Raw genomic sequence first — 24,000 nt, 5'->3', positions numbered from 1 at the left:
CGTGCGCCGCCATTGCATTCATCACAGCCGGCCAGCGGCAAAACTTTTCTCTTGACCGGCGCTCGACTTGCCCACACCGTAAGCTCACTCATCAAGACCGGCTGAGGGATTAGGCCCTTTGACGCCGGGGCAACCATCGGGTTCCGCCCGAAACGGTGCCAACTCCTGCGGGGTCCTTTGCCGGGCCGCGAGAGATGAGTGGAGCATCGACGAGGCGACGCTCCACGATCTGTCACCGCACCGAGCCTTGCTGAGCGAGACTGGTGCGAGACGACGATGACCCTGACGGAAACCCTGCTGGAAGAACCCCGCTGTCGCCCTGCTCGGCGACCGACCCCGGCGCGCGTGTCGATCTCGGGTCGCGCCGCCCGCGACATCATCACCCCCATTCCCGAAGGCTTCCGGCTGCAGTCCGGAGAGCGGCTGGGTCAGAGCCGCATCGTCGGTCGGCTGCACGGCCGGGCCGGCGCGCCGCTGGTCATCGTGGCCGGCGGCATCTCGGCCGGCCGCTTCGTGCACCGCACCGAGACCAACGGCCTCGGCTGGTGGTCGGGCGCCGTGTCGGTGCGCGGCGCGATCGACCTCGACCGCTTCCAGGTGCTGTCGATCGATTTCGCGCCGGAGCCCGAGGCGGGATCAGAGCCCGTCACCATCACCACCCACGACCAGGCGCGCCTCCTGGCCCTCGTTCTGGACCAGACCGGCGTCGAGACCGCAGCCGCCTTTGTGGGCTGCTCCTACGGCGGCATGGTCGCCCTGGCCTTCGCCGAGCTGTTCCCCCGCCGGGTCGAGCAGTTGGTCGTGGTTTCGGCCGCTCACCGCGCCCACCCCCAGGCGACCGCCTGGCGCGGCATCCAGCGGCGCATCCTGCAGTTTGCCGTCGCGGCCGGTCGTCCGGAGGAAGGCGTCGCCCTGGCCCGTCAGTTGGCCATGACCACCTATCGCACGGCCGAGGAGTTCGACGGCCGGTTCGATGGCCTGGCTCCCGCCCAGGCGGGCGGCGCCTATCCCGTCTGCGACTATCTGACGGCGCGGGGCGAGGCCTATCGCACCCACACCACGCCCGCGCGCTGGCTGTCGATGTCCGACTCGCTGGATCGCCACCAGATCACGCCCGAGGCCATCGCGACGCCGGTGACCCTGGTCGGTTTCACCTCCGACCGGCTGGTGCCGATCGACGACATGCGCGAGCTGGCCGCGCGCCTGCCGACCCTGTGGCGCTTCGTCGAGGCTCCCTCGCTCTATGGCCACGACGCCTTTCTCAAGGAGGACGCCCTGGTCGGCGACATCCTCCGCACCGCCCTCAAGGACATCGCCGCATGACCCACCGCCCCGCCAACCCGCACACCATCGCCGCCCGCACGGGCGTGGACACGGACACGGCGCACGGCTCGGTGATGCCGCCGCTGTATCTGTCGTCGAACTACTCCTTCGCGGGCTTCAACCAGAAGCGGAAGTACGACTACAGCCGCTCCGGCAACCCCACGCGGGACGTGCTGGCCGAAACCCTGGCCGAGCTGGAAGGCGGCGCGGGCGCCGTCATCACCGCCACCGGCATGGCGGCGGTCGACCTGCCGCTGTCGATCCTGGAGCCCGGCGACCTGCTGATCGCGCCGCACGATTGCTACGGCGGCACCTGTCGCCTGCTGAACGCCCGCGCGCGCAAGGGTCATTTCGAGTTGAAGCTGGTGGATCAGGGCGACCCGGAGGCGCTGGAACAGGCGCTGGCGCTCAAGCCCAAGCTGGTGCTGGTCGAGACGCCGTCCAACCCGCTGCTGCGTGTCGTCGACATCGCCGACATCTGCACCCGCGCCCATGCGGCCGGGGCCAAGGTGGTGTGCGACAACACCTTCCTGTCGCCGGCGCTGCAGCAGCCGATCAAACTGGGCGCCGACTTCGTGGTCCACTCGACCACCAAATACATCAACGGCCACTCGGACGTGGTGGGCGGCGCCGTGGTCTCGGCCGACGCGGCGGATCACGAGCAGTTGGCGTGGTGGGCCAACTGCACGGGGGTCACCGGCTCGCCCTTCGACGCCTATCTGACCCTGCGCGGCGTGCGCACCCTGTTCGCCCGCATCGAGCGGCAGCAGGCCACCGCCGGCCGCGTGGCCGAGGTTCTAGCGGCCCACCCGGCGGTCAAGGTCGTCCACTATCCCGGACTGAAGTCGCATCCGAACCACGCACTGGTGGCTCGTCAGCAGTCGGGCCCCGGCGCCATGCTGTCGTTCGAACTGCATGGCGGCGCCGAGGCCGTGCGCGATCTGGTCGATGCGCTGGACATCTTCACCTTGGCCGAGTCTCTGGGCGGCGTCGAAAGCCTGATCGCCCACCCGGCCACCATGACCCACGCCGCCATGACGCCGGAGCAGCGCGCCACGGCCGGAATCGGCGACGGCCTGGTGCGCCTGTCCGTCGGGCTGGAGCATGTCGAGGACCTGCTGGCGGACCTCGCGCCGGCGCTGGATCAGCTCACGTCCCGCGTGCGCGAAGCGGCCTGATCGCCAGGTTCCTACTGCCACGCTTGGTTGCCGGCGTTAACTTGTGGTTAACCACTAAGGCGGAAGTCGGCGCGGAAGCACCTGATTTCCCGCACATTCTTCAGGACTGATGGGAACTATCCACAAGGGTTGTGGTTAACCATACGTTGTTCGCGGCGCAGAAGCGCTCTTTCGCACCGTTCCGAGTCCTGAAGAATGTTCATCGCCATCACACGTCCGGCGGTTGAGCCCCGTGGCCCCGACGCCGTCGCCGTCCCCGGTTCGCCCGCCATCGCCGAAATGTCGCCCCGCGCCCTGCACGCCAAGCTGCTGTCCAACGCCGCCGCGCGCCGCCTGCGCGGGCTGGAACGCAAACAGGCCCAGCGTTTCGACGACGCCGACTACTGGCTGCACGCCGCGCCCGTCGCGGTGAAGAAGGCCAGCGCCCTGCGCGAGGACAAAAGCTTCCTCAGCCTGCCCTGACGCCGGCCGGCATTTCAGCCCATCAGTTCGGCGAAACGGTCGAACAGATAGAGACTGTCCGTCGGCCCGGGCGACGCCTCGGGGTGGTGCTGCACACTGAAGATCGGCTTGTCCTTGACCGCCAGGCCGCAGTTGGTGCCGTCGAACAGCGACACATGCGTTTCCGTCACCGCGTCCGGCAGGCTGTCGCGATCCACGGTGAAGCCGTGGTTCATGGACACGATCTCGACCTTGCCGGTGGTCAGATCCTTGACCGGGTGGTTGGCGCCGTGGTGCCCCTGATCCATCTTCACGGTCGTGGCGCCCAGCGCCAGCGCCAGCATCTGGTGGCCTAGGCAGATCCCCATCAGCGGCTTGCCGCTTTCGACCAGCTTCTTGATCTCGGGCACGGCATAGGCGCCGGTCGCCGCCGGATCGCCCGGACCGTTCGACAGCACCACCCCGTCCGGATTGCGCGCCAGCACCTCCTCCGCCGTGGTGTCGGCCGGCACCACCGTCACCTTGACCCCGGTCGAGGCGAGCGCCCGCAGAATGTTGCGCTTCACGCCATAGTCGATGACCACCACCGACTTGCGCCCTTCCGTCTTCGGATGCCCTTCCGGCCAGGCCCAGAGCCCCTCGTCCCATTCGAACGACTGCAGCGTGGAGGCGGGCTTTGCGAGATCGAGCCCCACCAAGCCCGTCCATTCGCGCGCCTGCTGGACCAAGGCGTCCAGGTCGAAGCGGCCTTTGGGATCGTGGGCGATCACCGCATGCGGCGCGCCCTTGTCGCGGATGGCCTTGGTCAGGGCGCGGGTGTCGACCCCCGCCAGACCAACCACGCCGCGCCGCTTCATCCAGACATCCAGCGAGCCTTCCGAGCGCCAGTTGGCCGGATCGGTCGGCAGGTCGCGGAAGATCGCCCCCCGCGCCGAGGTGTCCGAGCCGCCGCCCATCTGCTCGACGTCCTCCACATTCACTCCGACGTTGCCGACGTGCGGAAAGGTGAAGGCCAGGATCTGGCTCATGTAGGATGGGTCGGTCAGGATTTCCTGATAGCCGGTCATGGCGGTGTTGAAGACCACCTCGCCCAGCGCCGAGCCCACAGCGCCCACCCCCACGCCTTGCAGGATCGTGCCGTCGGCGAGCGCCAGAACGCCGGTCGCGCCGGGAAGAAGCTTCGTCGTCATGGCGCGGTCCTTAGCGGCTGATATGGGCGGGCAAACGGCGGCGTCGTTAAAGAACGCCGCCGTTCAGGTCAACGCGTCCGGCGCGTTCAGCGGCCGTCGCTGACGCTGGGCGGCCCGACGAGGCGGAAGGTCGCGGTGGACCCGCCCTGCGCATGCGGCGCGAGCCAGACATCGAACAGGCCCGGCTCCACGCGATAGCGTTCGTCCGCCCCGATGAAGCCGAGCTGCGACGGGTGAAGGGTGAAGGCGACGCGCTTGCTCTCTCCCGGCCGCAGCGACACGCGCTTGAAGTCCTTCAGCAACCGGCCCGGCTGGGTCAGGCTGGCGACCCGGTCGTGGATATACAGCTGCACCAGTTCCTCGGCCGTGCGGGCGCCGGTATTGGTGACGGTGATCGCCACCTCCAGATGCCCAGCCCACGGCAGTTCGGCAGAGGCCATCTCGACCTCGCCATAGGTCGCCTGGCCATAGGTCAGCCCGTAGCCGAAGGCGTACAGCGCCGTATTCGGCGTTTCGCGGTAGCGGGATACATACTCCTGCGTCTCCAGCGCAGGATCGGCGGGGCGACCCGTGGTCTTGCGGTCGTAGGAATAGGGCTGCTGGCCAGAGCGATGCGGGAAGCTGACCGGAAGGCGCCCCGTCGGGCCATGGTCGCCGAACAGGACGTCGGCCACGGCATGGCCCATCTGCTCGCCCAGGAACCAGCTGACCACCAGCGCAGGCGCGTTCCGCACCGCGCCCGACAAGGCCAGCGCTCGGCCGTTTCTCAGCAGCACCACGACCGGCTTGCCGGTGGCGGCGATCGCCTCGGCCAGCGCCTGCTGGGGGGCCGGAACGACTATCTCGGTGCGCGACTGCGCCTCGCCCGACATGCGCGCGCTCTCGCCGATGGCCAGCACCACGATGTCCGCGCCTTGGGCGGCTGCGACCGCCGCCTCGATCCCGCCGGCCAGCGGCGTCTCGACGTCCGATCCCCGCGCGATCGTCAGCAGCGCCGGATCGGCCATGGCGGCTCTGAAACCGGTTTCAAGCGACACCCGACGCTCGGGCGCCCCCCAGATCGTCCAGGGCCCCCAGACGTTGTCCACGTCGTCCGCGAACGGTCCGATCAGGGCGATGCGCTGGCCGCTCTTTTTCAGCGGCAGCAGGTCGCCGTCGTTCTTCAGCAGCACGATCGACTTGCGCCCGGCTTCGCGCGACAGGGCGATATGCTCGCGCGAGCCGACCACGGCCTTTTCGCGCCGCTCATCCGTGCCACGGTAGGGATCGTCGAACAGACCCAGCGCCGCCTTGACGGTCAGCACGCGCCGCACCGCCTCGTCCAGCCGCGCCATCGACACCTCACCGGACTGCACCAGGCCGGGCAGATGCTCCATGTACAGGCCGGACACCATGCTGACGTCGACGCCGGCCTGGAACGCCAGGCGTGCGGCGTCGCGGCCGTCTTCGGCGAAGCCGTGGGCGATCAGTTCTTGCTCGGACGTATAGTCCGACACCACAAAGCCCTCGAAGCCCCATTCGCCGCGCAGAATGTCGGTCAGCAGCCGGCGATTGCCCGAGGCGGGGATGCCGTTCACGTCGTTGAAGGCGCTCATGATCGACAGCGAGCCCGCATCCACCGACGCTTTGAAAGGCGGCAGGAAGACGCCGCGCAGCGTCTGCTCGCTCATGTCGGTGGTGTTGTAGTCGACACCGCCGATGGCCGCCGAATAGCCGGCCATGTGCTTGGCCGTGGCCAGCACAGCGTCGCGGTCGTCGAGTCCCTTGTCGCCCTGAAAGCCGCGCACCCGCGCAGTGGCCAGCAGGTTGTTCAGCAGCACGTCCTCGCCGCCGCCCTCGACGTTGCGGCCCCAGCGCTGATCGCGCGCCACATCGACCATCGGCGCATAGGTCTGGTGCACGGCAGAGGCCGCGGTCTCCACCGCCGCAGCCCGCGCGGTGCGATAGGCCAGTTCGACGTCGAACGCCGCCGCCTCGGCCAGCGGCACTGGGAAGATCGTCGACAGGCCATGGACCACGTCGGCGGCGAACAGCAGCGGAATCTTCAGCCGGCTTTCCTCGACCGCCACGCGCTGAATCTCGCGGCCCGCCTTGGCGCCGATGCCGTTGAACAGCGAACCGACCTTGCCCTCGCGGATCAGGGTGGTGACCCGCGCCGGATCGCCCGTTCCATCCAGCGGATTGACCGCCATCGGCAGCCAGCGGAACGGATCGGCCAGCAGGTTCAGCTGCCCGGCCTTTTCCTCGATCGTCATCGCGGCGATCAACGCCTCGATCCGCTCGCGATGACGCATTATCGTTCTCCCGGTCTCGGCGCGCGCCTCGGCTCGCACGGGAACTGCGATTACGCTCGCACCCAACGCCGTCAAGAGGCCGATCCCCGAGAGAACGCGGCGACGGTCGGTCATGGCGGCATGGCGCTTAGTGGAAATCATGGATCTCGCGGCCTTGTCGAAGAAGCGTCGTCGGGTAGCGGCCCGGCGCGCCCTCGTCCAGCCGACATGAGAGCGCAGCGGCGCAAACAGGTTCGCGCCCGTATAGCCCTCAAAGCCGACATCAAAAAGGGCGTTGCCGGAAGGCACACGGGACGGTCGGCTTGACACCTCGGCTCGCTGCGGACACTTCCCGTCGATGATCACCCGCAAAATCGACGCCGTCTCCCTGACGCCCGAGCTGGAAAGGCTGATCTCCGATCAGGCTGAAGCCGGCCTGTATGGCCCGGCACGCCAGGCGATCGAGGCCGCGGTCTCCCTGCTGGCCGCCCAGCAGGGCGGGGCGTCGCGCGCGCCCGAGATGTGGCCGATCGACGGCGGCGCTTGCGGCGCCCTGATCCGTGCGCATGACTGGTGCGCCACGTCGCTTGGCCGCATCTCCACCTGGTCGCCGCAACTGCGCACCACTGTCAACAATGTGGTCAACTCGCCCGTCGCCAAGGTGCTGATGTGGGGGCCCGACCACATCATGCTGTACAACGACGCCTATAGCGTCATCGCCGGCGCCAACCATCCGGAGGCGCTGGGCGGCACGGTCCCGGGCATCTGGCCCGAGATCTGGGACTGGAACCGGCGCATCCTGGAAGCCGGCTTCCGGGGCGAGACCCTGGCCTATCGCGATCAGCCCATGACGCTGATGCGCAGCGGACAGGCCGAAGAGGTGACGTTCGACCTGTTCTACACCCCGGTGCATGACGCCGATGGCGCGGTGGGCGGCGTCTTGTGCACCGTGCTGGAGAACACCGACCGCGCCGAGGCGCAGCGACGCCTGGCCCGCAGCGAGGCCGAGCTTCGGATCATCACCGACGCCCTGCCCGTCCTGATCTCCTATGTCGACCGGGGGCACGTCTATCGCTTCGTCAACAGCTTCTATGAAGACTGGTTCGGCGTGTCGCGCGATCATGTGATCGGACAGCACGTCCGCGACATCGTGGGCGACGACACCTACCGTGCGCGCCTGCCGCTGATGGAACGCGCGCTCGCCGGCGAGGAGATCGTCGTCGACGCCACCATGCCGCACCCGAAAAGGGGCGAGCGGGCCTGCGAAGTCCGCTACATCCCCCGCATCGAGGCGGATGGCCATGTGGAAGGCTTCCACGTCCTGGTCTTCGACGTCGAGGATCGAGCGCGACGCGAAGAAGCCCTGGCCCGCCAGGTCGCGCACCGGGAACGCGCCGAAGCGCAACTGCGCCATCTCAACGAAAACCTCGAAGCGCGTGTGATCGCGGAAATCGCCGAGCGTCGTCAGGTCGAGGCCAGCCTCGCCCAGGCGCAGAAGATGGAGACCATCGGCAAGCTGACCGGCGGCGTCGCCCACGACTTCAACAACCTGCTGCAGGTCGTGTCGGGCAACCTCCAGCTTCTGGCCAAGGACGTGGCCGGCAACGAACGCGCCGAGCGCAAGATCACCAACGCCATGGCCGGCGTATCGCGTGGGGCCAAGCTGGCGTCGCAGCTGCTGGCCTTTGGCCGGCGCCAGGCGCTGGAGCCCAAGGTGGTCAACGTCACCCGCTTCGTGCGCGGCATGGACGACATGCTGCGCCGCGCCCTGGGCGAGGAGATCGAGATCGAGACCGTGGTCGGCGGCGGCCTGTGGAACACCTTCGCCGATCCGGCCCAGGTCGAGAACGCCCTGCTGAACCTCGCCATCAACGCGCGCGACGCCATGGACGGTCGCGGCAAGCTGACGATCGAGCTGGGCAACACCCTGCTGGACGACGATTACGCACGCACCCACGCCGAGGTGACCCCCGGTCAGTATGTGATGCTGGCGGTCACCGACACCGGATCGGGCATGTCGCCGGACATCATCGACAAGGTCTTTGAGCCCTTCTTCTCCACCAAGGGCGAGGGCAAGGGATCGGGTCTGGGCCTGTCGATGGTCTATGGCTTTGCCAAGCAGTCGGGCGGCCATGTGAAGATCTATTCGGAAGTCGGCGAAGGCACGACCATCAAGCTCTATCTGCCGCGCGCCATGGCGGCCGAGGACATCGAAATCTCGACAGAGGAAGGTCCGGTCACGGGCGGCGCCGAGACCGTGCTGGTGGTCGAGGACGACGCCGAGGTCCGCGCCACGGTGGTCGAGATCCTGTCGGACCTCGGCTATCGCGTACTCAAGGCCGTGGACGCCGACAGCGCCCTGAGCGTGGTCGAAAGCGGCATCCCCATCGACATCCTGTTCACCGACGTGGTGATGCCGGGCAAGCTGAAGAGCCCCGAACTGGCGCGGCGCGCCCGCGGACGCCTGCCCAACCTCGCCGTCCTGTTCACCTCCGGCTACACCGAGAACGCCATTGTCCACGGCGGTCGGCTGGATGCGGGCGTCGACCTGCTGTCCAAGCCCTATACGCGCGAGGCCTTGGCGCGGAAGTTGCGCCAAGTGGTGACCGCCCAGAAGACCGGCGTCCAGAACAGCGAGGCGACGGATGGCAAGCCCACGGATCGTGGAGCGACCGAAGCGCCCTTCGTGCTGCTGGTCGAGGACGACGCCCTGATCCGCATCAACACCAGCGAGATGCTTCAGAGCCAGGGCCTGACCGTGGTCGAGGCCGGAAGCGCCGAGGAGGCGCTGGCCGCCCTGGCCACCGCGCGCATCGACGTGCTGGTCACCGACGTCAACCTGCCGGGGCTCTCGGGGCCGGACCTGGCGCGGCGCGCCCGCGCGGTCGCGCCGCACGTCGGCGTGGTCTTCGCCACCGGGGATCGCCATGTCGAGGACAGCGTCGAAGGCGCCGTGCTGCTGAACAAGCCCTATGACGACGAGGCGCTGGCCGATGCTGTCCGAACCGCCGCGTCGGCGCGCGCGGCTTCGGGCTCAGGCGCCCATATTGAAGAAGCGGGATCGGCCGACGCGCGACCAACCGCGAAGGCCTAGCGAAGACAATCGATGATCTCGGCGCTGCCGGCCTCCACCACATGCAGGTTCAGGCCGTTCACCGGAACCGGGCTCTCACGCCAGCCGGGACGAAGCCGGGCGCCGGTCACCGTCGCAGCGTCAGCTAAAGCTCGCCACGCCGGCGATGATCAGGGCCAGCACGATCAAGCCCGCCAGGCCGTACCAGACCTTCGGCGTCAACCGCAGGCCCGGTCCATCAGTGTCCGGCGTGGCGTTCATCGGCGTCGACGGTGCGGCAGGCGCGTCGGACGGCGGAATGGCCGGCGCGCCCCCGGCCTCAGCGTCGGTGCCCAGAGGCGACAGGCCGGCGTCAAAGACGGGCGTCGCTCCGTTCGGGCGGTCGCGCCATTGTTTGTCCTTGGTCTGCAGCGGATTGGTCATGGGAGGCTAACCAGCCCGCCTGTTCGAGGTTCCGCCCCTGTTTCAGCCCTTTGGAGGCCGCGAGCCCGCTTCATGTCGCCCGCCTTCGGGCCGGCGCGCCGACAGGTCGAAGCTGTCGCCGCTGGACAGCACATGCATGCGCACGTCGAACAGGGACAGGGCCTGCTCCGGCTTGGCCTCGGCGATGTTGACGTGGCTGACGCCGCCGCCGTCCACCACATAGGCCGCGCCGCTGCCGACGACGTCGAAGCGATCGCCCTCGACCACCAGGGCGGTGTTTTCGTCGACGCCCACGCCCAGCAGGCGAGGATTGTGGGCGACGGCGCCCAGCAGACGCCCGAAACGTCCGCGCTCGGCGAAGTGCTGGTCGATGATGACGCCGCCGAGCAGCCCCAGCCCCGGCGCCATGTGCAGTTCGCCGATGCGGTAGGAGCCCTTGCTCGGGCCCTTGACCAGCATGGTCTCGCTCATGGCCGAGGCCCCGGCCGATGTTCCGGCGATCACGCCGCCGGCCGCATGCAGGGCCTGGATGCGCGTCTCGACCGCCGTCCGCCCGATCAGGCTGGACAGCCGCAACTGATCGCCGCCCGTGAAGAACAGCCCGGCGGCGCCGTCCAGCAGGGCGACGGCCGAGGCGATCTCTTCCTGCGAGCGATCGGCGACATACAACTCGACCAGGTCCGTCAAGCCGATGGCGCCGAAGGCCGAGACATAGCTCTCGAAATAGCCCTCGCGGGTGTGAGAGGCGACCGTGGCGATCACCAGCCGTCCGCCGTTCAGGCGCTCGGCGACGGCCTTCAGGATGACGCGCTGGTCCTCCTTGTCCTCGTGCCCGCCGATGATGATCAGGGGTCCTGCGGCGTCAGCCATGGGGCGGCTCCATTATCATGGCCGGCGGATCGCCGGCGTCGTTGGCCGCGCCTGGCCGGAAATCCAGCACCTGGCGCCAGACGGAGTCGATCTGAGTGGGGGTCAGCACCACCACGTCGCCCGGTCGCGCCATGGCGAGGCAGTGATCGACGGCGGCGGCCTCGAAGCGCACGCCCTCGATGCGATCGGCGGAGCCTCCCGCCGAAAGCGCGCCCTGCGTCATCAGACGGATCACCTCGCCGGCCGGTCGGCCGCGATTGTCGGGGGTTTCACGAAACACGATGCGGTCGAAGTCTGCGGCGGCGATGGCCCCCATCTCGACGATCTCGGCGTCGCGCCGGTCGCCGGGTATGCTCAGCATGGCGATGCGCCGACCGCCCGGCGGCGTGATGGCGCGCGCGGTGCGGGCCAGCGCCCGCAGACCGTCCGGATTGTGAGCGTAGTCGAGCACCACCCGGAAGCCGTGGGCGTCATGGATGTTCAGCCGACCGGGATTCTGCTCGAACGTCGAGGCGAAGCTCGCCAGCGCGAACCTGATCGTCTCGGGCGCGACGCCGATCGCATGGGTCATCAGGACTGCGGCCATGGCGTTGGCGACGTTGAACCGGGCCGCGCCGCCCAGCGTCGCCGGTATGTCCGCCGCATCGCACAGCCGGGTCGTTTCGCCGCCGTCATGCAGCAGCAGCGCACCCGTCGCCGCGTCATGGACGCAGGCGAGGCCGCCCTCCTCGACGTGGCTGCGCAAGAAGCCGGGGCTCTCGCGGCCGCCCATCATCGAGAACCAGGCGATCCGGCCTTTCGTCAACCGCGCCATGCGGCGTGTCAGAGGGTCGTCGGCGTTCAAAACGCACACGCCGCGCCGGCTGACGGTGCGGGCGACGATGGCCTTGACCCTGGCCAGGTCCTGCAGCGTGTCGATGCCGCCCAGGCCCAGGTGATCGGCCTGAACGTTCAGCACCGCCCCCACGTCGCAGCGATCAAAGGCCAGCCCTTCTCTGAGCACGCCGCCCCGCGCGCACTCCAGCACCGCCGCCTCGACGGTGGGGTCCCGCAGGACCATGCGCGCGCTCTTGGGCCCGCTGGCGTCGCCGGCGTGGATCCGCTCGTCGCCGATATAGACGCCGCTGGTGTTGGTCAGGCCGACAACACGGCCGTCCGCCTTCAGGATGTGGGCGACCATGCGCCCGGTGGTCGATTTGCCGTTGGTGCCGGTGATGGCCAAGACGGGGATGCGGGCGCGCGACCCGGCTGGATAGAGGCTGCGGATGATGGGCTCGGCCACGTCCCGCGCCTGTCCGGCGGACGGCTCCAGATGCATGCGCAGGCCCGGCGCCGCATTGACCTCGACGATGCCACCGCCCGTCTCGCGGATCGAGCGGGTGATGTCCGGCGCCAGGAGGTCCACGCCCGCCACGTCCAGCCCCAGCGTCAGGGCCGCGCGCCGGGCGATGGAGGCGTTGTCAGGGTGAATGTCGTCGGTGCGGTCCACCGCCGTGCCGCCGGTCGACAGATTGGCCGCGCCGCGCAGGGGCACGAACAGACCGGCCTCCGGCACGCTGTTCGGCGTCAGCCCTTGCTGGGCGAGGATCGCCAGCGCGCCTTCGTCCAGCCGGATGCGCGTCAGCACCTTCTCGTGCCCCTCGCCCCGGCGCGGATCGAGGTTCACCTGATCCACCAGTTCCGCCACCGTGCGCCGGCCATCGCCCGCGACATGCGCCGGCACGCGCTCGGCCACGGCCACGACCTTGCCGGCGACCACCAGGACGCGGTGATCTCGACCCGGCAGATGTTCCTCGACGATGACGCGCGCGCTGTGCTGGACGGCGAGATCGAAAGCGGCGCGCACGCCCGCCTCGTCCGTCAACTCCGTCGTGACGCCCCGCCCGTGATTCCCGTCCAGCGGCTTGAGCACCACCGGCAGGGTCAGACCGCCCGCCGCCCGCCACGCCTCGTCGGCCGATCGCACCACCACGCCGCGCGCGACGGGACATCCGATCGCCTGCAGCATGGCCTTGGCCCGCGACTTGTCGCCAGCCAGTTCAGTGGCGATCAGGCCGGTGCGGTCGGTGACGCTGGCGCGAATGCGACGCTGGTTGGCGCCCCAGCCCAGTTGCAGCAGGCTTTGCTCGTTCAGGCGCGTGACCGGTATCCGCCGCCTCCGAGCCGCCGCGACCAGGGCCGCGGTGCTCGGTCCAAAGGACCCGCGACGCACAGCCTGACGAAGCGGTCCCCCAGCCGCCTCGGCCGTCCGCACGCCTTCCACGACGCCGTCGGATACGAGCCTTCCCAGCCCGCGTGCTCCGCGCAGGTCGACGGGCAGCAGCGCATCAACGATCTGGATCGCCAGTCGCCCCGCAAGCAGTCCTGCGATCTCGTCCTCATAGGCATAGAGGATGTCGTAGACGCCGGGCCGTCCGCGGACCGATCGCGTCTTGCCGCGCGTCACCGAGGCGCCTGCGCGGGTCTGAAGCTCCAGCGCCACATGTTCGATGACGTGCCCCAGCCAGGTGCCCGCCTCAAGCCGCCGCTGGAAGCCGCCCGGCTCTCCGTAGCAGCACCCGTGCTGCTCCAGTCCCGGCAGTTGCGCCGCCAGCGCCGCGTTGAAGCCTGGGATGCGATCGCTTGGCCAATCTTCCAGCGCGCCGAGGTCCAGCCGGATGCGGATCATCGGCAATCGGCCGTACAGGTGCGGGCCGCGATAGATGGCGCGCTCCACGACCGAGAGCGAGCCTCCAGGCATGTCCTGGGTCATGCGGCGAGACGGTCCTGAGGCTGATCGGCCGCGGTCATGCCAAAGCACAGCGCGCGCACGACAAGCGCCGCCGCCGCCGCCCGTGTCGCGGTCCGACCTTCCGCGCACACCGCGCCGTCGCTGGCCCGCACGATGCGCCACAGCCAGCCGGAGCCGGCTGCGGGGCGCAGGGTCCACGCATATCCTGGATGAGACACATCGCCCTCCGGCCGCCGGCCGTCCACATTCGGGATGGTGGAAACCCGCCAGGATCGCGGCGGTTCCTGCGCCTTCGAGAGCCCTGATCGGAACCGCCGATGAGGCCGCGGATTGATGCCGCTCACCGTCTTGCCGCTGCAAAGGATTCGCCCATGACCGAAGAGGCGCTTGTCTCCCTGCTGCGAGAGCTGAAGGCGGAGGATTACCGCTTCATCATGCCGACGCCATCGACCCACGGGCGGGTGCGCAGGCGTCGGGATGCGGTCGATGCGGACGTGCTGCGCGACGTCTTCGGCTGGAGCCGTCCGTTTCGGGCCGAGCAGATGCCCGAGCCGCTGCTGCACCTGATGAAGCAGGCGGACGTGCTTCGCGCCGCCGAGAATGACCGCCTGTGCGCCACGATCCGCGTGAGCAGCGTCGATGAGCGTCTCCATGCCCATTCCGCGCCCACGAACGACGAGGACGCGGTGTTTCTGGGGCCGGACAGCTATCGCTATGTCCGCCTGCTGCACCAGGAACTCGGCAGGCGGCCCGCGATCCGCAGCGGCCTGGACGTCGGTGCGGGCGCGGGCGTGGGCGCCCTGACCCTTGCGGCGTCCGCGCCGGACGCCCGCGTGCAGGGCTCGGACATCAATCCCAAGGCGCTGCGCTGCCTGCGAGCCAACGCCCTGGCGGCGGGCTTGGACGTCGAGGCGGTGGAAGGCAGCGGCGTGGCGGGAACAGGCGCCTTCGACCTGATCTGCAGCAATCCTCCCTTCATCGCCGACGACACCGGTCGCACCTATCGTGACGGCGGCGAGGACTTGGGGGCGGCGCTGGCGCTGGACTGGGCGCGCCAGGCCCTGCCGCGCCTGACGGACGGCGGCCGGTTTATCCTCTATACCGGCAGCGCCATCGTGAGCGGCGAGGATCGGGTGCGCGACGCCCTGCAGGCGCTGGCGAACGACGCCGACATGACGCTGGCCTATGAAGAGATCGATCCGGACATCTTCGGCGGCACGCTCAGCCAGCCTGCCTATTCCGAGGTGGAGCGCATCGCCGCCGTCGGCGCGGTCATCACCGCCGGCTGACCCTGATCCGGTTCAGGGTCGCGGATCGGTGGGCGAGTTGTTCACCGAGGCGCCGTCGCCGCGCACGCCCGACTCTCCGCGAGACGCATCGCCCGTCGCGTCTGCTCCGGTAGTGTTCGGCTGAGCCGGCGTGACCGGAAGCGGTTCGGGAACGGTCGCCGGTTGCACCACGGCGCTTTCGCTGTCGCTGGTCGCCTGCGGATTGCGCCACAGCGCCTCGGCCGCGATCAGCCAGGCCACCAGGGCGCCCAGCACCACCACGGCAAGCCACACCCACGGCCCGCGACCCCTTCGCCTCTGTTCCATGATCCGGTCCTCCCTGGTCTTGCAGGTAAGCGTCATTCGAGCGGCGTCGTTCCGGGAGAAGTGCGTTTGCGCGTCGTCCGCAAGATCGCATGCAGCGACAGCCGAAAGCTCTGCCTTGCGAAGCAGCAAAAGACGCGCACCGCATTATCCTTCGTTAGGTTGAGTGTTCAGGCGACCAACATCTTCCTCGGCTTCGTCGTTTTTTGAAGCGCCGCCTTACGGAACAGCCCTGTCGCCCGCCTGTTGCCCTTGCTCGACCCAATGCACTCACGAATCAACAGGACTAGGACATGTATTATACAGACAAGCTTCTTCAATATCCCGTCCGCGTCGAGAAGCCGGATCCCGTGTTCGCGCGCGCGCTGCAGCAGGCGATCGGCGGCGTCGAAGGCGAGATCCGCGTCTGTCTTCAGTATTTCTTCCAGGCGTGGGGCGCGCGCGGTCCGGCCAAGTACCGCGACATGCTGCTGACCACCGCGACGGAGGAAATCTCGCACATCGAGATGCTGGCCACCGCCGTCGCCCTGAACCTGGAAGGCGCGCCGCTGTCGATCCAGGAGGACATCTCCAATGACACCGCCGGCGGATCGGTGCTGAACGGCATGGACATGCGCCATGTGCTGTCGGCCGGCCTCGCCGCCCTGCCCTCGGACGCCAACGGCGTGCCGTTCGACACCAGCCACGTCTACGCCAGCGGCAACCTGGCCGCCGACATGATCGCCAACGTCACGGCCGAGTCGACAGGCCGGGTGCTGGCCACGCGCCTGTACAACATGACCGACGATCCGGGCATGAAGGACATGCTGTCCTATCTGATTGCGCGCGATACCATGCACCAGCAGCAGTGGCTGGCGGCGATCGAGGACATGGGCGGGCTGGCGGCCAACCTGCCGATCCCCAACAGCTTCCCGCAGGAACAGGAGAACCAGGAGTTCAGCCGCGTGTTCCTGGGCTTCAACAAGGACGGTTCGCCCCCGCCGCAAGGCCGCTGGACACAGGGCCCGTCGATGGACGGCCAAGGCGAGTTCACCTCGCGCGCGATGGAGCCGCTGGGCCAGGAGCCCAAGCTCGCCCCGCCGCGCCCGGACGCCGGCGCCCAGACCCAGCAGATGGCCGAAGGCTCGACCACCCCCGGTTCGGTCAAGCCGCGCAAGGCCAAGGACGGCGGCGGCCTGATGGACACCGTCAAGCACGCGCTGGATTGATCGTGATGGCGGGCGCGGCTTCGGTCGCGCTCGCCTCTCTTTCCCGGCGAAAGGAGACCGCCATGAACGACAAGGAAGATTGGGACAAGACGGGTTCCGAACTGAGCGCGCCGGACGCCGAGCCCGACCGCCATCTGCCGCCCGGCGTCGCCCGGGGCCATCAGCCCGGCGACAGCCCAGAGCAGGACCAGCTGACCGACGGCGGCATCGGTCCCGGCGCCGAGGGTCCCGGACCCGATCCCAACACGCGTCGTCTGCAGGAAGGCCGCAGCTTCGCGCGCGTCTCCCAGGACCCTGTCGGCTACGAGCCGATCCCCAAGGCGCCGGGCGAGACCTGAAATCGTGGTGCGGGCGGCCGGGCTCGAACCGGCAAGGGCTTGCGCCCGACGGATTTTAAGTCCGTTGCGTCTACCTGTTTCGCCACGCCCGCGAACCGACGCTCCAGCCTATAAAGGAAGCCGGAGCGCCTCGCCAACGCGGGTTTAGGGGGTTGTCGCCGCCGTCCGCATGGTCCGGAAATCGACGTCGGAGTCGGCGATCAGCCAGATCAGCCCGGCCCAGGCCGCGACGTTCTGGGTCAGTTGCGCCGGATCGATCTTGTCCAGGGTGTCGTCGGCCGTGTGGTGCAGGTCGAAGTAGCGCGTGCCGTCCTGGGCCAGGGTGAACACCGGCACGCCGACCTCCGCCAGCGGACCGATGTCGACGCCGCCGTGCAACTCGGGCTCGGCCGACGCCAGAACGCCGATCGGACCCAGCACGCGAGAGGCCGCACGCTGGAACTCGGTGCCCGCTCCGCCCGGCGGCAGGCGCAGGGCATAGACGCGGTCGGCGCCGAAGTCGCTTTCGCCCGCCACGATGTGGGTCGAGACCGCCTCGCCGATCCCGCGCACATAGGCGCCGCCGCCGTTGCCGGTGTTGGTGGGCTGGGACACCTCTTCGGAGCCGTACAGGACCACGCGAACGGTGCGGGCGGGTCGCCGGCCGGACTCCATGATCGCCTTGGCCGCCGCGATCGTGATGCCGCCGCCGGCCGCATCGTCGATGGCGCCGGTCCCCAGGTCCCAGCTGTCCATGTGCGAGCCCAGCACAATCACCTCATCAGGGCGCGAGCGGCCCGGCAGGTCGGCGATCACGTTCTGCGATGTCGTCTCATAGGTGCGGGCGGTGGAGGACAGGCGCAGGCGCACCGTCTCGCCGCCTTCGACCATGCGGCTGATCTGATCGGCGTCCGGGGCGCTGAGCGCAAAGGCCGGCAGGGTCGGGCGGCCTTCGACATAGCGGGTCGTGCCCGTGTGCGGCATGCGGTGCTCGTCGGTGCCGGCCGAGCGCATCACAAAGGCGGCGGCGCCCTTCTTCATCGCCTCGACGGGTCCGTTGCTGCGGATGCGCGACAGCACGCCGTAGCCCGATCCGTCCTGCATCCGCACCATCCGGCCGGCGTCGACATAGGCGATCCGTCCGGACAGCGAGCCGTCGGGCGCCGCCATCAGCGCCTCAAGGCTGTCGAACCGCACGACGTCGGCTTCGACGCCGCCGGCCGGCGTGGCGGGCGAATGGCCCAGCGCCGCCGCCACGATCCGCTGCGGTCGAGGGCCGACGATGGCCGCGCTCTCCTCGCCGCGATCCCAGCCGACCAGGGGGAAGCTCTCGACGCGGACGTTCCGGAAGCCCAGGTCCTTCAGATAGTCGGCGGCCCAGGCGGCGGCCTCCTGCTCGGAACCCGATCCGGCCGGACGCGGGCCAAAGCGGGTCGTCAGCCGGGTGACGTAGTCCATCGCCACATTGTCCTTCAGCGCCGCGTCGCGGATCGTCGCGGCGCGCTGGATCGTCTGCGCGTCCTGGGCGACGACGGGCGAGGCGGCGAGGCCGAGCGCAAGCGCGCTGGCGGCCGGGAGCAGGCCCAAGGATAGGCGAAGCGACATGGACGGGAACTCCGGATTCGGGAAGCCGAACCGTAGCCCCGCCCGAAAGGCCGGGTAAAGGCCTTTAGCCGTTGCGGAAATACGGCTCGACCGGGCCCTGCAGCTTGACCGTCAGGGCCTTGCCGCGCCGGTCCACGCCCTTGCCGACCGCCAGGCGCACCCAGCCCTCGGACACGCAGTATTCCTCGACATTGGTCTTGTCCTCGCCCTTGAAGCGGACGCCGACGTCGCGTTGCAGCACCTCCGCGTCATGAAAGGGGCTGTCGGGATCGACGGACAGACGGTCGGGCAGGATGTCGGACATGAGGAGAGCCTCGGAAAGGGCGGATCGGCGGGCTGAATAGCGGTGGCGGGACGCCCTGCCAACCGGACAACCGCGTTCAGGCCTCGGCGGCCTGGCGCAGACCTTCGGCGATCGCCTCGTGCACCCGGCGCAGGGCGTTGCGATGCTTGTCGTGGAACATCTCGCCCCGGAGCCCCGAGAAGATCAGGCCCGAGGCGACGATGCAGCTGCCCTTTTCCAGCTCCTCGATCTCGAAATACCGCACGGTGTTGAACAGGAAGCCGCGCTTCTCCGCCCACACGAGCTGCGCGCGCGGCTGCCATTCGCCGACCCGCGCCTGCACGCGGCGATCCGCCGTGCCCGGCAGATGTTCGGTCATGTTCAGGACGCCGCCAAAGGCGATGGTCCCGCTCACGTCCGTCTCATGCGGGTTCCAGCGATCCCAGGACGGCAGGTCGGAGATCAGTTCCCAGATCCGGTCGGACGTGGCCTGCACGCCGACGCGCTTTTCGATGCGAGTGTCCATGGGCGTGATTTCGCACGCCTTTCCGGCAAGGGAAAGGCGTCAGCCGCCCTCCACCAGCGTCAGCGTCGGCTTGACCCGACGCGGATCGGACAGACCCAGCCGCGCCTTCACTTCCAGGAGGTCCGCGCCGCCGGGCACCACCAGCAACGCTTCCGGCTGGGCGGTGTTCACCGCCACCACCGCACCCTTGGGACACAGGCCGAAGCAGTCGGCGCCGACGACGGCCAGTTCGTGCTTGCGGCCCTTCTTGCCCTTGGGCAGCTGCAGATAGCGACGCAGCGCCTTTTTCAGCGTCAGATCTCCGTCCGGGCCAAAGCCGCCGTCCAGCTTCTTGGAGCATTTCCGGCAGACCAGAACGACCTGCCGCCACTCCGTCGATGCGCTCTTGATCGCCATGGACCGAACATCGGGTGCGCCGGGCGCGCCGACAAGCGAAGCTTTCGTGTCTCAGTTCCCGGCGCCGCCCAGCCGCGCCGGCGCCGTCCCGATCACCCGGCGGTAGATGTCCGTCAGCGCCAGAAGTTCGGCGGTCGGCACGCGCTCGTCGATCTGGTGCATGGTCTGGCCGACAAGGCCCAGCTCCAGCACCGGGCACAGCTGGCGGATGAAGCGCGCATCGGAGGTGCCGCCGGTGGTGGAGGCCTCGGGGCGACGACCGACCACCGCCTCGACCGCATCCTGCACCGCCGCGACGAACGGGCCGGCCTGGGTCAGAAAGGCCTCGCCCGAGCACTGGTGCTCAAGGCTGATCGACAGGCCCGAGGCCGCCTCCGCCTGCCGCGCCATGTCGTCCAGCCACTGCATCAGGCCATCGCCCGTATGCGTCGGATTGAAGCGGATGTTCAGCCGCGCGCGCGCCTCGGCCGGAATGACGTTCGTGGCGGTATTGCCGATGTCGATCGTGGTGATCTCCAGGTTCGACGGCTGAAAGGCCTCATAGCCGCGATCCAGAACGTGCGCGTCCAGCGACGCCAGCAGCCGCGCCAGGACCGGCGCCGGATTGGCCGCGCGATCCGGATAGGCGACATGCCCCTGCCGACCCCGCACGGTGATCCAGGTGTTCAGCGATCCGCGCCGCCCGACCTTGATCATGTCGCCAAGCAGGTGGGCCGACGAGGGCTCTCCGACCACGCAGGCGTCGATGCGTTCGCCCTCGGCGAGCAGCGCCTCCACCACCCGCTTGGTGCCGTTCAGCGCCGGCCCTTCCTCGTCGCCGGTGATCAGCAGGGACAGCGAACCTTCCGGCTCGCCTTCGGTCAGCACGCGCGACACGGCCGCGACCCAGGCGGCGATCCCCCCTTCATGTCCACCGCGCCCCGGCCGAACAGCACGCCGTCGCGCACCTCTCCGTCGAAGGGGCCGGCGCTCCAATGCGCCTCGGCGCCCACCGGCACCACGTCGGTGTGACCTGCAAAGCAGAGGTTCGGCCCGGCCGTTCCCCGGCGTGCATAGAGGTTCTCGATGTCCTCGAACCGCATCCGGCGGCAGACGAAGCCGAGTTGCGTCAGCACGTCTTGCAGCACGTCCATGGCGCCCGCGTCCGCCGGCGTGACCGAAGGCCTGCGGATGAGGTCGCGGCACAGTTCGACGGGATTGATCACGGGAATTGATGCGCGGCTCATGCCCTGATGCTTTAGGGGGATCGCACCGCCGCGAGAAGGGTTCGCCTTTCCGCCGCCAGGAGCTTGCAAGAAGACCCGTGACCGACGCCGCCTCCCCTCCCGCCTCGCCTGAGGGTCCCTCCAGCCCGTGGGGCATTCGCGATTTCCGCCTGCTGTGGCTCGGCCGCTTGATGGCGGTGCTGGGCATCCAGATCCAGTCCTCGGCCCTGTTGTGGCAGGTCTATGAGATCGCCCGGCGCGATCATCCGATCGAACAGGCCAGCCTGTATCTGGGGCTGGTGGGCCTGTGTCAGTTCCTGCCGCTGCTGGCCTTTACGCTTCCGGCCGGCGCGATGGCGGACCGGCGCGATCGCAAGCGCACGGTCGCCCTGTCGATCATCGTCGAGGCGGCCTGCGCCGGCGCATTCCTGCTGATGGCGCTGCACGGCTCGCCGCCCCTGTGGGGCCTCTTGGCGGTCGCCGCCCTGTTCGGCGCGGCCCGGGCGTTTCTGGCGCCGGCCAGCCAGGCCTTTCTGCCGATGGTGGTGGGCCGAAAGGCGCTGCCGCCCGCCATCGCCGCCCAGTCCATCGCCTTTCAGACCGGCGCCATCGCCGGACCCGCGCTGGGCGGAGTGATCGTCGGGGTCAATGTGCCGCTGGCCTATGCCGTGTCGATGGGGCTGTTTCTGCTGGGCGTCGCCGCGTTTCTGCTGATCCGCACCAGCGGCAAGCCGGTGGTCCAGCCGAACGCCCTGTCGCCGGTCGCCGCGGTCCGCGAAGGCCTGGCCTATGTCTGGAAGACCAAGATCGTGCTGGGCGCGATCTCGCTGGACCTGGTGGTGGTGCTGCTGGCCGGCGTCGCCCTGCTGACGCCGATCTTCGCCCGGGACATCCTGCATGTGGGGCCGCAAGGGTTCGGCCTGCTGCGCGCGGCGTTCGGCGTCGGCGCCCTGCTGATGGCGGTCTATCTCAGCCGCCAGCCCATCGTGCGGCATGGCGGGCGCTGGATGTTCGCCGCCGTCGCCCTGTTCGGCCTGTGCACCCTGACCTTTGGCTTGTCCAAGAGCGTGTGTCTCTCCGGCCTGGTTCTGTTCATCGGGGGCGCGGCCGACATGGTCAGCGTCAACATCCGCCAGACCCTGATCCAGCTGGCCACGCCCGACCACATGCGCGGTCGGGTCAGCTCGGTGTCCATGCTGTTCATCGGCGCCTCCAATGAGTTGGGCGAGGCCTATTCCGGCGTCGCGGTGCGCTTCCTGGGACCCATCGGCGCCGCGGCCTTCGGGGGGATCGGCGCCCTGGCCGCGACCGGCATCTGGGCCAGGCTCTTTCCCAGTCTGCGCAAGGCTGACAAGCTGACCTGACGACGGCTCAGGTCAGCAGGGCTTTCAGCACCCCGTCCAGCACCGGCCGGCCCTGCTCCGTGGCGACCAGCCGCGCGCCCTCGACCCGCAGAAAGCGGTCGGCGATCAGGCTCGCCATCGGCCCTTCGCCGATTCGGAGACCCAGCGGCCCAAGCGCCGACAACGCCACGCCCTCGATGGTCCGCAGACCCAGCAGCGCCCGCTCTTCCGCCTCCCCCGCCGCGTCCATCGCCTCGCGCTCGGCCCAAGGCTCGCCCGCCCCGACGCCGGTCACGTAGTGGCCGATCCGGCGATGCGCGACGGTGGCGGTGCGTGCGCCCCCAAGCGTCAGCCGCCCGTGGGCGCCGGGTCCCAGGCCCAGGTAGTCGCCGCCGCGCCAGACATGCAGATTGTGCGCCGATCGCGCCGCCAGTCCCCGCGCATGGTTGGACACCTCATAGGCCTCGAACCCCGCCGCGCTCAGCACCTCCTGCGTGGTCTCGTAGAGCGCCGCCGCCTGGTCCTCGTCCGGCGGGATCAGGGCGCCGCGTCGCAGGGCGCGGCCGAACGCCGTCTCCGGCTCCACCGTCAGCTGGTATGGCGACACATGCTCGAAGCCGAGGTCCAGCGCCTGGGTCAGTTCGGCCGTCCATGCCGTGACCGTCTGATCCGGCCGCGCATAGATCAGGTCGATCGACAGGCGCGGAAAGGCCCGGCGCGCCGTCTCCACCGCCCGGATCGCCTCGCCCGCCGAGTGGTTGCGCCCCAGGAACCGGAGCGAGGCGTCGTCCAGCGCCTGCACCCCCATCGACAACCGGTTCACCCCCGCCGCCGCCAGTTCGGCGAAGCGGCCAGCCTCCGCATCCGTCGGATTGGCCTCAAGCGTGATCTCGATAGGACGGGCGGGGGCGAACAGCCGCTGCGCCTCCTCCACGATCTTCGCCACGGCGTCCGGCGCCATCAGCGACGGCGTGCCTCCGCCAAAGAAGATCGAGGCGAGCCGGCGGGACCCCAGCATGGCCGCCTGGGTCCGCAGGTCCCGGAGGATCGCCTCCACCAACGCCGCCTGCTCTTCCGCTCGCCCGCGGTCCCGCACCACGTTGAAGTCGCAGTAGGGGCAGATGCGCGCGCAATAAGGCCAGTGGACATAGACGGCGACGTCCGTCCCTGGATCAGGCGGACTTACCGACGGGTCAGTCAATCAGGGCCGCCTTCAGCTTTTCAAAGGCGCGGGCGCGGTGGCTCATGGCGTCCTTGGCGTGCGGCTCCATCTCGCCGAATGTCTGGTCGAACCCGTCCGGGCGGAAGATCGGATCGTAGCCGAAGCCGCGTTCGCCACGCGGCGGAAAGGCGAGTTCGCCATGCACCTCGCCCTCGACCACCACGCACGGCCCGTCCGGCCAGGCCACCGCCAGGGCCGAGGTGAACCAGGCGCGGCGATCGGTTGCGCCGGCCTCCTCCAGCCGCTCCTCGACCTTGCGCATGGCCAGGGCGAAATCCTTTTTCGGCCCAGCCCAGCGAGCCGAGAATATGCCCGGCGCGCCGTCCAGCGCCGCAACCGAAAGTCCCGAATCGTCGGCCAGCGAAACCTCGCCCGACAGACGCGCGGCGTGACGCGCCTTCAGCATGGCGTTGCCGGAAAAGGTGCTCTCCGTCTCCTCCGGCTCGGGCAGGTTCAGCTGTCCGGCCGTGACGATCTCGTAATCTCCGCCCAGCAACGCCGCGATCTCCGGAACCTTGCCGGGATTGTGGGTCGCCGCGACGATCCGCATGCCCTTGACCAGCTTCAACATTTCCGACGGGCCTCTCGCATTGCCAAAACGTAATACCGATAAACGATATGTAACGTGAAAAACGTCCCGGGCGGGACTACTCATTATCTCAAGGACGGCGACTGAGCCGCCCCCGCTTCAGGCCAGAGCCTGAAACAGATTTGCGACAAACCTCAACTCACGGGCACGAACCGCCCAAACACGGAAAGAGACCCGCCATGCATACGATGAACGCCTCGCTGCTGATGGAC

Annotated in this window: 21 protein-coding genes, 1 tRNA gene, 1 pseudogene and 1 riboswitch; of the genes and pseudogenes, 8 read left to right on the top strand and 15 right to left on the bottom strand. The window is 69.1% G+C overall.

What is annotated here, in order from left to right:
* Positions 1–85 precede the first annotated feature (85 nt).
* Positions 86–201, top strand: a riboswitch (SAM riboswitch).
* A gap of 75 nt (positions 202–276) precedes the next feature.
* The 3 genes from KY493_RS00755 (at position 277) to KY493_RS00745 (ending at position 2,963) form a co-directional block, all read left to right on the top strand.
* Positions 277–1,323 carry a homoserine O-succinyltransferase gene (locus tag KY493_RS00755; RefSeq protein ID WP_219897116.1) on the top strand — a complete coding sequence of 349 codons (1,047 nt, stop codon included), beginning with the start codon at positions 277–279 and terminating at the stop codon, positions 1,321–1,323.
* Positions 1,320–2,501 (top strand): cystathionine gamma-synthase, encoded by a 1,182-nt coding sequence (gene metB, locus KY493_RS00750; RefSeq protein WP_219897115.1) that lies wholly within the window; start codon positions 1,320–1,322, stop codon positions 2,499–2,501. The genes KY493_RS00755 and metB overlap by 4 nt, the downstream gene beginning before the upstream one ends.
* 195 nt (positions 2,502–2,696) lie before the next feature.
* Positions 2,697–2,963: a hypothetical protein gene (locus KY493_RS00745; protein ID WP_219897114.1), complete on the top strand. Its 267-nt coding sequence runs from the start codon at positions 2,697–2,699 to the stop codon at positions 2,961–2,963.
* Between the two features lie 14 nt (positions 2,964–2,977).
* On the opposite strand, the gene carA is transcribed toward KY493_RS00745, so the two are convergent.
* The gene (carA, locus tag KY493_RS00740) at positions 2,978–4,132 is read right to left on the bottom strand and encodes a glutamine-hydrolyzing carbamoyl-phosphate synthase small subunit (protein ID WP_219897113.1); all 1,155 of its coding nucleotides are present in this window, start codon (positions 4,130–4,132) and stop codon (positions 2,978–2,980) included.
* Between the two features lie 86 nt (positions 4,133–4,218).
* Complete coding sequence (locus tag KY493_RS00735) at positions 4,219–6,426, bottom strand: glycoside hydrolase family 3 N-terminal domain-containing protein (protein WP_255567944.1); 2,208 nt, start codon at positions 6,424–6,426, stop codon at positions 4,219–4,221.
* A gap of 337 nt (positions 6,427–6,763) precedes the next feature.
* Here KY493_RS00735 and KY493_RS00730 point away from each other — a divergent pair, with 337 nt between their 5' ends.
* Positions 6,764–9,499: a response regulator gene (locus tag KY493_RS00730; RefSeq protein ID WP_219897112.1), complete on the top strand. Its 2,736-nt coding sequence runs from the start codon at positions 6,764–6,766 to the stop codon at positions 9,497–9,499.
* A gap of 120 nt (positions 9,500–9,619) precedes the next feature.
* Here the strand turns inward: KY493_RS00730 and KY493_RS00725 are convergent, their stop codons facing one another.
* From KY493_RS00725 to KY493_RS00710, 4 genes are read right to left on the bottom strand one after another with little or no spacing between them, the layout of a single operon-like run.
* On the bottom strand, positions 9,620–9,901 hold the full coding sequence (locus KY493_RS00725) for a hypothetical protein (RefSeq protein WP_219897111.1): 282 nt from the start codon (positions 9,899–9,901) through the stop codon (positions 9,620–9,622).
* A gap of 42 nt (positions 9,902–9,943) precedes the next feature.
* Positions 9,944–10,771, bottom strand: a complete 828-nt coding sequence (locus KY493_RS00720; RefSeq protein WP_219897110.1) for a cyanophycinase — start codon at positions 10,769–10,771, stop codon at positions 9,944–9,946.
* Positions 10,764–13,523, bottom strand: a complete 2,760-nt coding sequence (gene cphA, locus KY493_RS00715; RefSeq protein ID WP_219897109.1) for a cyanophycin synthetase — start codon at positions 13,521–13,523, stop codon at positions 10,764–10,766. Before cphA ends, KY493_RS00720 begins: the two co-directional genes overlap by 8 nt.
* The gene (locus tag KY493_RS00710) at positions 13,520–13,720 is read right to left on the bottom strand and encodes a hypothetical protein (protein ID WP_219897108.1); all 201 of its coding nucleotides are present in this window, start codon (positions 13,718–13,720) and stop codon (positions 13,520–13,522) included. The genes cphA and KY493_RS00710 overlap by 4 nt, the downstream gene beginning before the upstream one ends.
* 153 nt (positions 13,721–13,873) lie before the next feature.
* On the opposite strand from KY493_RS00710, the gene KY493_RS00705 reads away from it, so the two are divergent.
* The gene (locus KY493_RS00705) at positions 13,874–14,791 is read left to right on the top strand and encodes a methyltransferase (protein ID WP_219897107.1); all 918 of its coding nucleotides are present in this window, start codon (positions 13,874–13,876) and stop codon (positions 14,789–14,791) included.
* 12 nt (positions 14,792–14,803) lie between these two features.
* On the opposite strand, the gene KY493_RS00700 is transcribed toward KY493_RS00705, so the two are convergent.
* A complete protein-coding gene (locus tag KY493_RS00700) occupies positions 14,804–15,097 on the bottom strand; it encodes a hypothetical protein (protein WP_219897106.1) in 294 nt (97 codons plus the stop codon).
* Between the two features lie 290 nt (positions 15,098–15,387).
* Here KY493_RS00700 and KY493_RS00695 point away from each other — a divergent pair, with 290 nt between their 5' ends.
* The gene (locus tag KY493_RS00695; RefSeq protein ID WP_219897105.1) at positions 15,388–16,302 is read left to right on the top strand and encodes a manganese catalase family protein; all 915 of its coding nucleotides are present in this window, start codon (positions 15,388–15,390) and stop codon (positions 16,300–16,302) included.
* A 62-nt stretch (positions 16,303–16,364) separates the two neighbouring features.
* A complete protein-coding gene (locus KY493_RS00690; protein ID WP_219897104.1) occupies positions 16,365–16,640 on the top strand; it encodes a hypothetical protein in 276 nt (91 codons plus the stop codon).
* A 5-nt stretch (positions 16,641–16,645) separates the two neighbouring features.
* Here KY493_RS00690 and KY493_RS00685 read toward each other — a convergent pair.
* The 6 genes and pseudogenes from KY493_RS00685 to dapE form a co-directional block, all read right to left on the bottom strand.
* Positions 16,646–16,732, bottom strand: a tRNA-Leu gene (locus tag KY493_RS00685).
* Between the two features lie 52 nt (positions 16,733–16,784).
* Positions 16,785–18,224, bottom strand: a complete 1,440-nt coding sequence (locus tag KY493_RS00680; RefSeq protein ID WP_219897103.1) for a M28 family peptidase — start codon at positions 18,222–18,224, stop codon at positions 16,785–16,787.
* Positions 18,225–18,288: 64 nt separating this feature from the next.
* Positions 18,289–18,528: a DUF3297 family protein gene (locus tag KY493_RS00675; RefSeq protein WP_219897102.1), complete on the bottom strand. Its 240-nt coding sequence runs from the start codon at positions 18,526–18,528 to the stop codon at positions 18,289–18,291.
* Positions 18,529–18,604: 76 nt separating this feature from the next.
* Positions 18,605–19,033 (bottom strand): SRPBCC domain-containing protein, encoded by a 429-nt coding sequence (locus KY493_RS00670; protein WP_219897101.1) that lies wholly within the window; start codon positions 19,031–19,033, stop codon positions 18,605–18,607.
* A gap of 39 nt (positions 19,034–19,072) precedes the next feature.
* Positions 19,073–19,429 (bottom strand): hypothetical protein, encoded by a 357-nt coding sequence (locus KY493_RS00665; protein ID WP_219897100.1) that lies wholly within the window; start codon positions 19,427–19,429, stop codon positions 19,073–19,075.
* Between the two features lie 51 nt (positions 19,430–19,480).
* Positions 19,481–20,511, bottom strand: a pseudogene (dapE, locus tag KY493_RS00660) (succinyl-diaminopimelate desuccinylase).
* 221 nt (positions 20,512–20,732) lie between these two features.
* On the opposite strand from dapE, the gene KY493_RS00655 reads away from it, so the two are divergent.
* A complete protein-coding gene (locus KY493_RS00655) occupies positions 20,733–21,998 on the top strand; it encodes an MFS transporter (protein WP_370627339.1) in 1,266 nt (421 codons plus the stop codon).
* A gap of 7 nt (positions 21,999–22,005) precedes the next feature.
* Here the strand turns inward: KY493_RS00655 and hemW are convergent, their stop codons facing one another.
* Both hemW and rdgB read right to left on the bottom strand, forming a co-directional pair.
* Complete coding sequence (hemW, locus tag KY493_RS00650; RefSeq protein ID WP_219897098.1) at positions 22,006–23,178, bottom strand: radical SAM family heme chaperone HemW; 1,173 nt, start codon at positions 23,176–23,178, stop codon at positions 22,006–22,008.
* The gene (gene rdgB, locus KY493_RS00645; protein WP_219897097.1) at positions 23,171–23,770 is read right to left on the bottom strand and encodes an RdgB/HAM1 family non-canonical purine NTP pyrophosphatase; all 600 of its coding nucleotides are present in this window, start codon (positions 23,768–23,770) and stop codon (positions 23,171–23,173) included. Before rdgB ends, hemW begins: the two co-directional genes overlap by 8 nt.
* Positions 23,771–24,000: the final 230 nt, after the last annotated feature.

This window comes from Brevundimonas sp. PAMC22021 (assembly GCF_019443405.1).
In the GTDB taxonomy this organism is placed as follows: Bacteria; Pseudomonadota; Alphaproteobacteria; order Caulobacterales; family Caulobacteraceae; genus Brevundimonas.
Note: the sequence above shows the minus strand (reverse complement) of the source record. Positions and strands in the feature narration are given on the sequence as shown.

What these genes read in the sequence shown, in the direction of transcription:
- KY493_RS00675 (WP_219897102.1), bottom strand. Translation starts at nt 18,528, where the DNA reads ATGTCCGACATCCTGCCCGACCGTCTGTCCGTCGATCCCGACAGCCCC.
- carA (WP_219897113.1), bottom strand. Translation starts at nt 4,132, where the DNA reads ATGACGACGAAGCTTCTTCCCGGCGCGACCGGCGTTCTGGCGCTCGCC.
- KY493_RS00665 (WP_219897100.1), bottom strand. Translation starts at nt 19,429, where the DNA reads ATGGCGATCAAGAGCGCATCGACGGAGTGGCGGCAGGTCGTTCTGGTC.
- KY493_RS00700 (WP_219897106.1), bottom strand. Translation starts at nt 15,097, where the DNA reads ATGGAACAGAGGCGAAGGGGTCGCGGGCCGTGGGTGTGGCTTGCCGTG.
- KY493_RS00705 (WP_219897107.1), top strand. Translation starts at nt 13,874, where the DNA reads ATGACCGAAGAGGCGCTTGTCTCCCTGCTGCGAGAGCTGAAGGCGGAG.
- KY493_RS00725 (WP_219897111.1), bottom strand. Translation starts at nt 9,901, where the DNA reads ATGACCAATCCGCTGCAGACCAAGGACAAACAATGGCGCGACCGCCCG.
- KY493_RS00755 (WP_219897116.1), top strand. Translation starts at nt 277, where the DNA reads ATGACCCTGACGGAAACCCTGCTGGAAGAACCCCGCTGTCGCCCTGCT.
- KY493_RS00690 (WP_219897104.1), top strand. Translation starts at nt 16,365, where the DNA reads ATGAACGACAAGGAAGATTGGGACAAGACGGGTTCCGAACTGAGCGCG.
- rdgB (WP_219897097.1), bottom strand. Translation starts at nt 23,770, where the DNA reads ATGTTGAAGCTGGTCAAGGGCATGCGGATCGTCGCGGCGACCCACAAT.
- cphA (WP_219897109.1), bottom strand. Translation starts at nt 13,523, where the DNA reads ATGACCCAGGACATGCCTGGAGGCTCGCTCTCGGTCGTGGAGCGCGCC.
- KY493_RS00745 (WP_219897114.1), top strand. Translation starts at nt 2,697, where the DNA reads ATGTTCATCGCCATCACACGTCCGGCGGTTGAGCCCCGTGGCCCCGAC.
- KY493_RS00695 (WP_219897105.1), top strand. Translation starts at nt 15,388, where the DNA reads ATGTATTATACAGACAAGCTTCTTCAATATCCCGTCCGCGTCGAGAAG.
- KY493_RS00730 (WP_219897112.1), top strand. Translation starts at nt 6,764, where the DNA reads ATGATCACCCGCAAAATCGACGCCGTCTCCCTGACGCCCGAGCTGGAA.
- KY493_RS00670 (WP_219897101.1), bottom strand. Translation starts at nt 19,033, where the DNA reads ATGGACACTCGCATCGAAAAGCGCGTCGGCGTGCAGGCCACGTCCGAC.
- KY493_RS00680 (WP_219897103.1), bottom strand. Translation starts at nt 18,224, where the DNA reads ATGTCGCTTCGCCTATCCTTGGGCCTGCTCCCGGCCGCCAGCGCGCTT.
- metB (WP_219897115.1), top strand. Translation starts at nt 1,320, where the DNA reads ATGACCCACCGCCCCGCCAACCCGCACACCATCGCCGCCCGCACGGGC.
- KY493_RS00735 (WP_255567944.1), bottom strand. Translation starts at nt 6,426, where the DNA reads ATGCGTCATCGCGAGCGGATCGAGGCGTTGATCGCCGCGATGACGATC.
- KY493_RS00720 (WP_219897110.1), bottom strand. Translation starts at nt 10,771, where the DNA reads ATGGCTGACGCCGCAGGACCCCTGATCATCATCGGCGGGCACGAGGAC.